The sequence below is a fragment of the Gulosibacter sediminis genome, assembly GCF_014904065.1.
In the GTDB taxonomy this organism is placed as follows: domain Bacteria; phylum Actinomycetota; class Actinomycetes; order Actinomycetales; family Microbacteriaceae; genus Gulosibacter; species Gulosibacter sediminis.
The window spans coordinates 110,108-116,816 of sequence record NZ_JACXJG010000010.1; the positions used below are offsets into that span (position 1 = coordinate 110,108).

The following is a 6,709-nucleotide window of genomic DNA, read 5'->3' on the forward strand; positions in this document are numbered from 1 at the left end:
TGACCGCAACCCGGTTAGGGGGATTCCGGGGTATGGCGTTGGAGGAATTCGAGGACGGCAACGCGGTCGACGCCAGTGAAGGTGCCCGTCGGCATCGCAGCGAGGAGTGAGGAGTTCATACGCGCGCTCGGGTAGGAACGCTCGCCCCATCGCTCAACGAGTTCCTCTTCGGGCTCGCGGCAGCACGACGGGTTCGGGCAGCCCGAGCGCAGCCGCACCGTGGTGTCGCGGCCGCGGAACCACTTCGCCTCCGAAAACTTCGTGCCGACGCTGATCGAGTAGCTGCCGCCCGGCCCCGACTCGACCTGTGAGGTGCACCAGTAGGTGCCCGCCGGCTTGTCGGTGTACTGCGAGTACGTGCCGATGCGCTGGTCTGTCGTGAACACTTGCCGTGCGCTCCACCAGCGGCAGACAATCTGGCCCTCGACGTTGCCCAGCGCATCCGTGGGGAAGAGCACCGAGTCATTCTCGTACGCTTTGAGCACCGCACCCGACTCGTGCACCTTGAGGAAATGTACGGGAATTTCCAGGTGCTGCGTCGCGAGGTTGCTGAAGCGGTGGGCCGCCGTTTCGTAGGTGACACCGTAGTGGCCGCGGAATTCTTCGATCGACAGATCACGTCGCTGCTTCGACGCGCGCAGCAGCGGCGCCGCGCTCGACTCGGGCATGAGGATCGCGCCCGTGAGGTAGTTCGTCTCGACGCGCTGCTGCAGCAGGTCGCCATAGTCGACGGGCTCGCGCTTGCCGAGCACGTGCGCGGCGAGCGCCTGCAGCACCACCGAGCGCGAGCGACTCACGCCGCTCGCAGAAAGGTAGACGCGCATCCGCTCGCTGTCGGTGATGCTGCGGGTCGAATACGGCAGGTCGTTCACGGCGTGCAGCGTGAAGCCGAGGTGCTCGGCGATCTGCTTCACGGTGTCCATCGACACCGGCCCCTCGCGGTAGCCAACCGCGCGCAGGAGCGCTTCGGCCTCGCGCTCGAGCTCCTCAAAGTAGTTGCCGCGCTCGCGCTGGTCGGCGCGCAGCTGCAGATTCGCGAGGCGCGCCACCTCGGGCGTCGCGGCCCGCGTCGAATGCAGATCGGTGAGCTCGCCGAGCAGTTTGAGCATCGCCTGCATCGTTTCGTCGCTGAGCGACTTGCGCACGGGAATTTCGGGCAGCCCGAGGCTCGCATAGAGGGGAGTGCGCTGCGCACGCAGAAAATCGATCTCGAGCGCATCCCGCTCGCTGAGCTCGCCCGACTCAGCGAGGGCGTCGCTCGAGGTGTCGAGGGCCGTCGCGATGTCCTGCAGTTCGCTCAGGCGCAGATCGCGCTGCCCGTTTTCGATCACCGAGACGCGCGAGGGCGCCTTGCCGATGCGGTCAGAAAACTCCTGCAGCGAGAGGCCGAGCTCGACTCGGCGGGCTCGGATGCGGCGGCCGAGGGTCAACGCGTCATTGGGGACCATGACGCAATCTTGGCCGAGCATCCGGTTCGAAGCAACGTCGACTTTTCCGAAGTGCGGAAAAACGACAACATTTCTGCCGCCGTTTGGGCGTTCGGGGCGTGCCGGCGGCCGCAAGCTGGATGCACACCAGGCAACGAGCGCAGGCTCGGCCACCGAGAAGACAAGGAAGTCCGCGATGTCGAACAACCAGCTGCCAGGAGACCAGACCCAGACCGCCGAAGAGCTGCAGGCTGAGTGGGAGAGCAACTCCCGCTGGGACGGAGTCGAGCGTAACTACAGCGCCGAAGACGTCATCAAGCTGCGTGGCCCCTTCCGCGAGGAACACACCACGGCTCGCCGCGGTGCCGAGCGCCTCTGGTCGCAGATTCAGCGCAACCACGAGGACCCGAACGAGTGGACCTATGCCCTCGGTGCCCTCACCGGTAACCAGGCCGTGCAGCAGGTGCGCGCCGGTCTCCAGGCCGTCTACCTCTCGGGCTGGCAGGTCGCCGCCGACGCGAACCTCTCGGGCCAGACCTACCCCGACCAGTCGCTCTACCCGGCCAACTCGGTGCCTGCTGTCGTCAGCCGCATCAACAGCGCCCTCCAGCGCGCAGGCCAGATCGAGTTCGCCGAGACCGGCACGACCGAGCGCGACTGGATGGCCCCGGTCGTCGCCGACGCCGAGGCGGGCTTCGGCGGCCCGCTCAACGCCTACGAGCTCATGCACCAGATGATCTCGGCCGGTGCGGCTGGCGTGCACTGGGAAGACCAGCTCGCGAGCGAGAAGAAGTGCGGTCACATGGGCGGCAAGGTGCTCGTGCCCACCAGCCAGCACATCCGCACCCTCAACGCCGCCCGCCTCGCGGCCGACGTCGCCGACGTGCCGAGCATCGTCATCGCCCGCACCGACTCGCTTGCGGCCACCCTCATCACGAGCGACGTCGACGAGCGCGACCGTCCGTTCGTCACCGGCGAGCGCACCGCCGAGGGCTTCTACGAGGTGCAGAACGGCATCGAGCCAGTCATCGCCCGCTGCCTCGAGTACGCGAAGTACGCCGACATGCTCTGGGTTGAGACCGCCGTGCCCGACCTCGAGCACGCCCGCGTCGTCGCCGAGCGCGTCCGCGCCGAGCACCCCGGCCAGCTGCTTGCCTACAACTGCTCGCCGAGCTTCAACTGGCGCCGCCACCTCGACGACGACCAGATCTCGCGCTTCCAGCGTGAGCTCTCGGCGATGGGCTACGCGTTCCAGTTCATCACCCTCGCCGGCTTCCACGCGCTCAACCACTCGATGTTCGAGCTCGCCCGCGGCTACGAAGAGCGCCAGATGGAGGCGTATGTCGAGCTGCAGGAGGCCGAGTTCGCCTCTGAGGCCAACGGCTACACCGCCACCAAGCACCAGCGCGAGGTCGGCACCGGCTACTTCGACCTGATCTCGACGGCGCTCAACCCCGACTCGAAGACCCTCGCTCTCGTGGGCTCGACCGAATCCGAACAGTTTCACTAGGCCGCCAGGGCCACTCGCGCGAAGGAGCGCATCATGACCATTCTCACGACCGAACAGACCACCACCCGTACCGGCGGCCACATCGAAATCCGCGGCACCATGCATCCTCGCTTCGACGAGGTGCTGACGCCCGAGGCACTCGAATTCCTCGCCCAGCTGCACGACCGCTTCGGTCAGCGCCGCTGCAACCTGCTCGCGGCTCGCGATGACCGCCGCCGCGAGATCTCGCAGGGGGCGAACCTCGACTTCCTCGCCGAGACCCGACACATCCGCGAGGATGCGAACTGGCAGGTCGCCGGCACGGGCCCGGGGCTCGAAGACCGTCGCGTCGAAATCACTGGTCCGACCGACCGCAAGATGACGATCAACGCGATGAACTCGGGTGCCAAGGTCTGGCTCGCCGACCACGAGGATGCGACGAGCCCGACGTGGTTCAACGTCATCGATGGCCAGCTCAACCTCGCCGACGCGATTCGCCGCCGCATCGACTTCACGGCCGACAACGGCAAGGAGTACCGCCTCGGCGAAGCAACGCCGACGATCGTGTTCCGCCCGCGCGGGTGGCACCTGCCCGAGAACCACCTTCGCTACGTGGATGAGCGGGGCCAGTCGGGCGTCGTGTCGGCGTCACTCGTCGACTTCGGCCTCTACTTCTTCCACAACGCGAAGGAGCTGCTCGCGACCGGCACCGGGCCGTACTTCTACCTGCCGAAGCTCGAGAATCACCGCGAGGCGCGCCTCTGGAACGACGTGTTCACCTTCGCCGAGCGCCACGTGGGCGTGCCGTACGGTTCGGTGCGTGCCACGGTGCTCATCGAGACGATCACCGCGGCCTTCGAGATGGAGGAGATCCTCTACGAGCTGCGCGACCACTGCGCCGGCCTCAACGCAGGCCGCTGGGACTACCTCTTCAGCATCATCAAGACGTTCCGCGACCGCTCGAAGCGCTGGGTGCTACCGAACCGTGGTCAGCTCACGATGACGCAGCCGTTCATGACCGCGTACACCGAGCTGCTCGTGGCGACGTGTCACCGTCGTGGGGCCTTCGCGATCGGCGGCATGGCCGCGTTCATCCCGAACCGCTCCGACCCCGAAGCGACCGCGCGTGCGCTCGAGAAGGTGTCGGCCGACAAGCGCCGCGAGGCGGCCGCCGGCTTCGACGGCTCGTGGGTCGCGCATCCGGGGCTCGTCGCGACCGCGCGGGCGGAGTTCGACGAGGTGCTCGGGGATGCGCCGAACCAGATTTCGCGCCAGCGCCCGGACGTGCATGTGACGGCGGCAGAGCTGCTCGACCTGCGCATCGAGGGCGGCGAGATCACCGTTGAGGAGGGCCTCAAGGTGAACATCCGCGTGGCCATGCTCTACATCGCGAGCTGGCTGCGGGGCACCGGTGCCGCCGCGATCTACGGACTGATGGAGGATGCGGCGACGGCAGAGATCTCGCGCTCGCAGCTCTGGCAGTGGATTCACCAGGGCGTCGTGACGCAGGATGACGGGATTCCCGTGGTGCGCACTCGCATCGAGGGCTGCATCGAGCGTGTGCTGCGCGAGGACCTCGACCGCTTCGAGGGCGACCGTCTCGACGAGGCGGCCGGACTGCTCGCCGAGATCGTGCTCAGCGACGACTACCCGGCGTTCCTGACCATCCCGGCCTACAAGCACCTCACCAAGGACACGGTCCTCTAGCTCAAACAAGGGTTGAGTGGTCGGTTGTTGTNGTTGTGGGTGGTGCGCGGAGGGCGCTTAGGCGAGAAGGGTGAGGATGTTGTTGTACGTCTCTATCGGGCGCATCACCCGCGACGCCTTCGCGTCAACCGGGCGGTAGTAACCGCCGATGTCGACTGGCTTGCCCTGCTCGGCGATGAGCGCCGCGGCGATCTCTTCGACCTGCTCGGCGAACGCCTCGGCGACCGGGGCGAAGGCCGCGGCGAGCTCGGCGTCGGCCGTCTGCTTCGCGAGTTCCTCAGCCCAGAACTTCGCGATGTAGAGGTGCGAACCGCGGTTGTCGTGCTCGCCCGTCTTGCGGCTCGGCGAGAGGTTCTCGTCGAGCAGACGCTCGGTCGCGGCGTCGAGGGCGTCACCGAGCACCGAGGCGCGCTTGTTTCCAGCCGCGGCCTCGTGCCGCAGCGACTCGGCGAGGGCGAGGAACTCGCCGAGCGAGTCCCAGCGCAGGTGGTTCTCGTGCACGAGCTGGTCGACGTGCTTCGGCGCGGACCCGCCGGCACCGGTCTCGAACAGGCCGCCGCCGTTCATGAGCGGCACGACCGAGAGCATCTTCGCCGATGTACCGACCTCGAGGATCGGGAACAGGTCGGTGAGGTAGTCGCGCAGTACGTTGCCGGTCACCGAGATGGTGTCGAGGCCGTCGCGGATGCGCTGCACCGAAAGTTCGGTCGCGGCCTCGGGGGAGAGGATGCGAATGTCGAGCCCGTCGGTGTCGTGCTCGCCGAGGTACGTGTTCACCTTGTCGATGAGGTTGCGGTCGTGCGCTCGGGTGTCATCGAGCCAGAACACGGCCGGGGTGTCCGAGGCGCGAGCACGCGTGACGGCAAGCTTCACCCAGTCGCGGATGGGCGCATCCTTGGTCTGGCAAGCGCGCCAGATGTCGCCCGTCGCCACCTGGTGCGAGGTGAGCACCTCGCCGGACGAGTTGACGATCTCGATACGGCCGTCGCCCGGCGCCTCGAAGGTCTTGTCGTGCGAGCCGTACTCCTCGGCCTTCTGCGCCATGAGACCGACGTTCGACACCGATCCCATCGTGGCCGGGTCGAAGGCGCCGTTCGCTTTGCAGTCGTCGATCGTCACCTGGTAGATGCCGGCGTACGACGAGTCGGGCAGAACGGCGAGCGTGTCTGCCTCGTTGCCGTCGGGGCCCCACATCTTGCCGCCGATGCGGATCATGGCGGGCATCGACGCGTCGACGATGACGTCGCTCGGCACGTGCAGGTTGGTGATGCCCTTGTCGGAGTTCACCATCGCGAGCTTCGGGCCGGTCTCGTAGGCCTTGTTGATGGCCTCGAGGATGCCGTCGCGCTGCGGCAGGTTCTCGGCGCCCTTGATGATCGCGGCGAGGCCGTCGTTCGGCGAGAGGCCGGCCTGGGCGAGCACATCGCCATAGGTGTCAAAGAGGTCGGGGAAGAAGGCGCGCACGACGCGGCCGAAGATGATCGGGTCGGAGACCTTCATCATCGTGGCCTTGAGGTGCGTCGAGAACAGTACGCCCGCATCCTTCGCCGCCCGCACCTGCTCGCGCAGGAACGCGTCGAGGTCGGCGAGGTGCATGACCGTCGAGTCGACGACCTCGCCCTCGAGCACGGCGAGGTTGTCCTTGAGCACGCGCGAGGTGCCGTTGTCGCCAACGAAGCGGATCTCGAGGTTGTCAGCGGTGGGCAGCACGACCGACTGCTCGTTGTGGCGGAAGTCACCGTCGGTCATCGTGGCGACCGCGGTCTTGCTATCGGCCGACCAAGCGCCCATCGAGTGCGGGTGCTTGCGGGCGAAGTTCTTCACCGCGGCCGGTGCGCGGCGGTCCGAGTTGCCCTCGCGCAGCACCGGGTTCACGGCCGAGCCCTTGATCTTGTCGTAGCGGGCACGCACCTCGACGTCATCCGCGTCCTCCGACTCCTCGGGGTAGTCGGGGATGTCGAAGCCCTGCGCCTGCAGCTCGGCGATCGCGGCCTTCAGCTGTGGCACCGAGGCCGAGATGTTCGGCAGCTTGATGATGTTCGCCTCGGGGCTCTTCGCGAGCTCGCCGAGCTCGGCGAGGGCGTCG

General features: G+C 67.2%; 4 protein-coding genes. 2 read left to right on the forward strand and 2 right to left on the reverse strand.

The features are described from left to right. Positions 1 to 14 precede the first annotated feature (14 nt). Entirely contained in the window at positions 15 to 1,448 is a 1,434-nt protein-coding gene (locus ID132_RS06185; protein WP_235988347.1) for a helix-turn-helix domain-containing protein, read from the reverse strand. Positions 1,449 to 1,623: 175 nt separating this feature from the next. Here ID132_RS06185 and aceA point away from each other — a divergent pair, with 175 nt between their 5' ends. Beyond that, positions 1,624 to 2,937: an isocitrate lyase gene (aceA, locus tag ID132_RS06190; protein ID WP_125107041.1), complete on the forward strand. Its 1,314-nt coding sequence runs from the start codon at positions 1,624 to 1,626 to the stop codon at positions 2,935 to 2,937. 33 nt (positions 2,938 to 2,970) lie between these two features. Beyond that, positions 2,971 to 4,623, forward strand: coding sequence for a malate synthase A (aceB, locus tag ID132_RS06195; protein WP_125107042.1), 1,653 nt, complete (start codon positions 2,971 to 2,973; stop codon positions 4,621 to 4,623). A 57-nt stretch (positions 4,624 to 4,680) separates the two neighbouring features. Here the strand turns inward: aceB and ID132_RS06200 are convergent. Beyond that, on the reverse strand, positions 4,681 to 6,709 hold a 2,029-nt coding region (locus ID132_RS06200; protein WP_193128127.1), incomplete at its 5' end, for an NADP-dependent isocitrate dehydrogenase.

Coding starts and splice junctions, on each gene's coding strand:
- ID132_RS06185 (WP_235988347.1), bottom strand. CDS start 1,448: ATGGTCCCCAATGACGCGTTGACCCTCGGCCGCCGCATCCGAGCCCGC.
- aceA (WP_125107041.1), top strand. CDS start 1,624: ATGTCGAACAACCAGCTGCCAGGAGACCAGACCCAGACCGCCGAAGAG.
- aceB (WP_125107042.1), top strand. CDS start 2,971: ATGACCATTCTCACGACCGAACAGACCACCACCCGTACCGGCGGCCAC.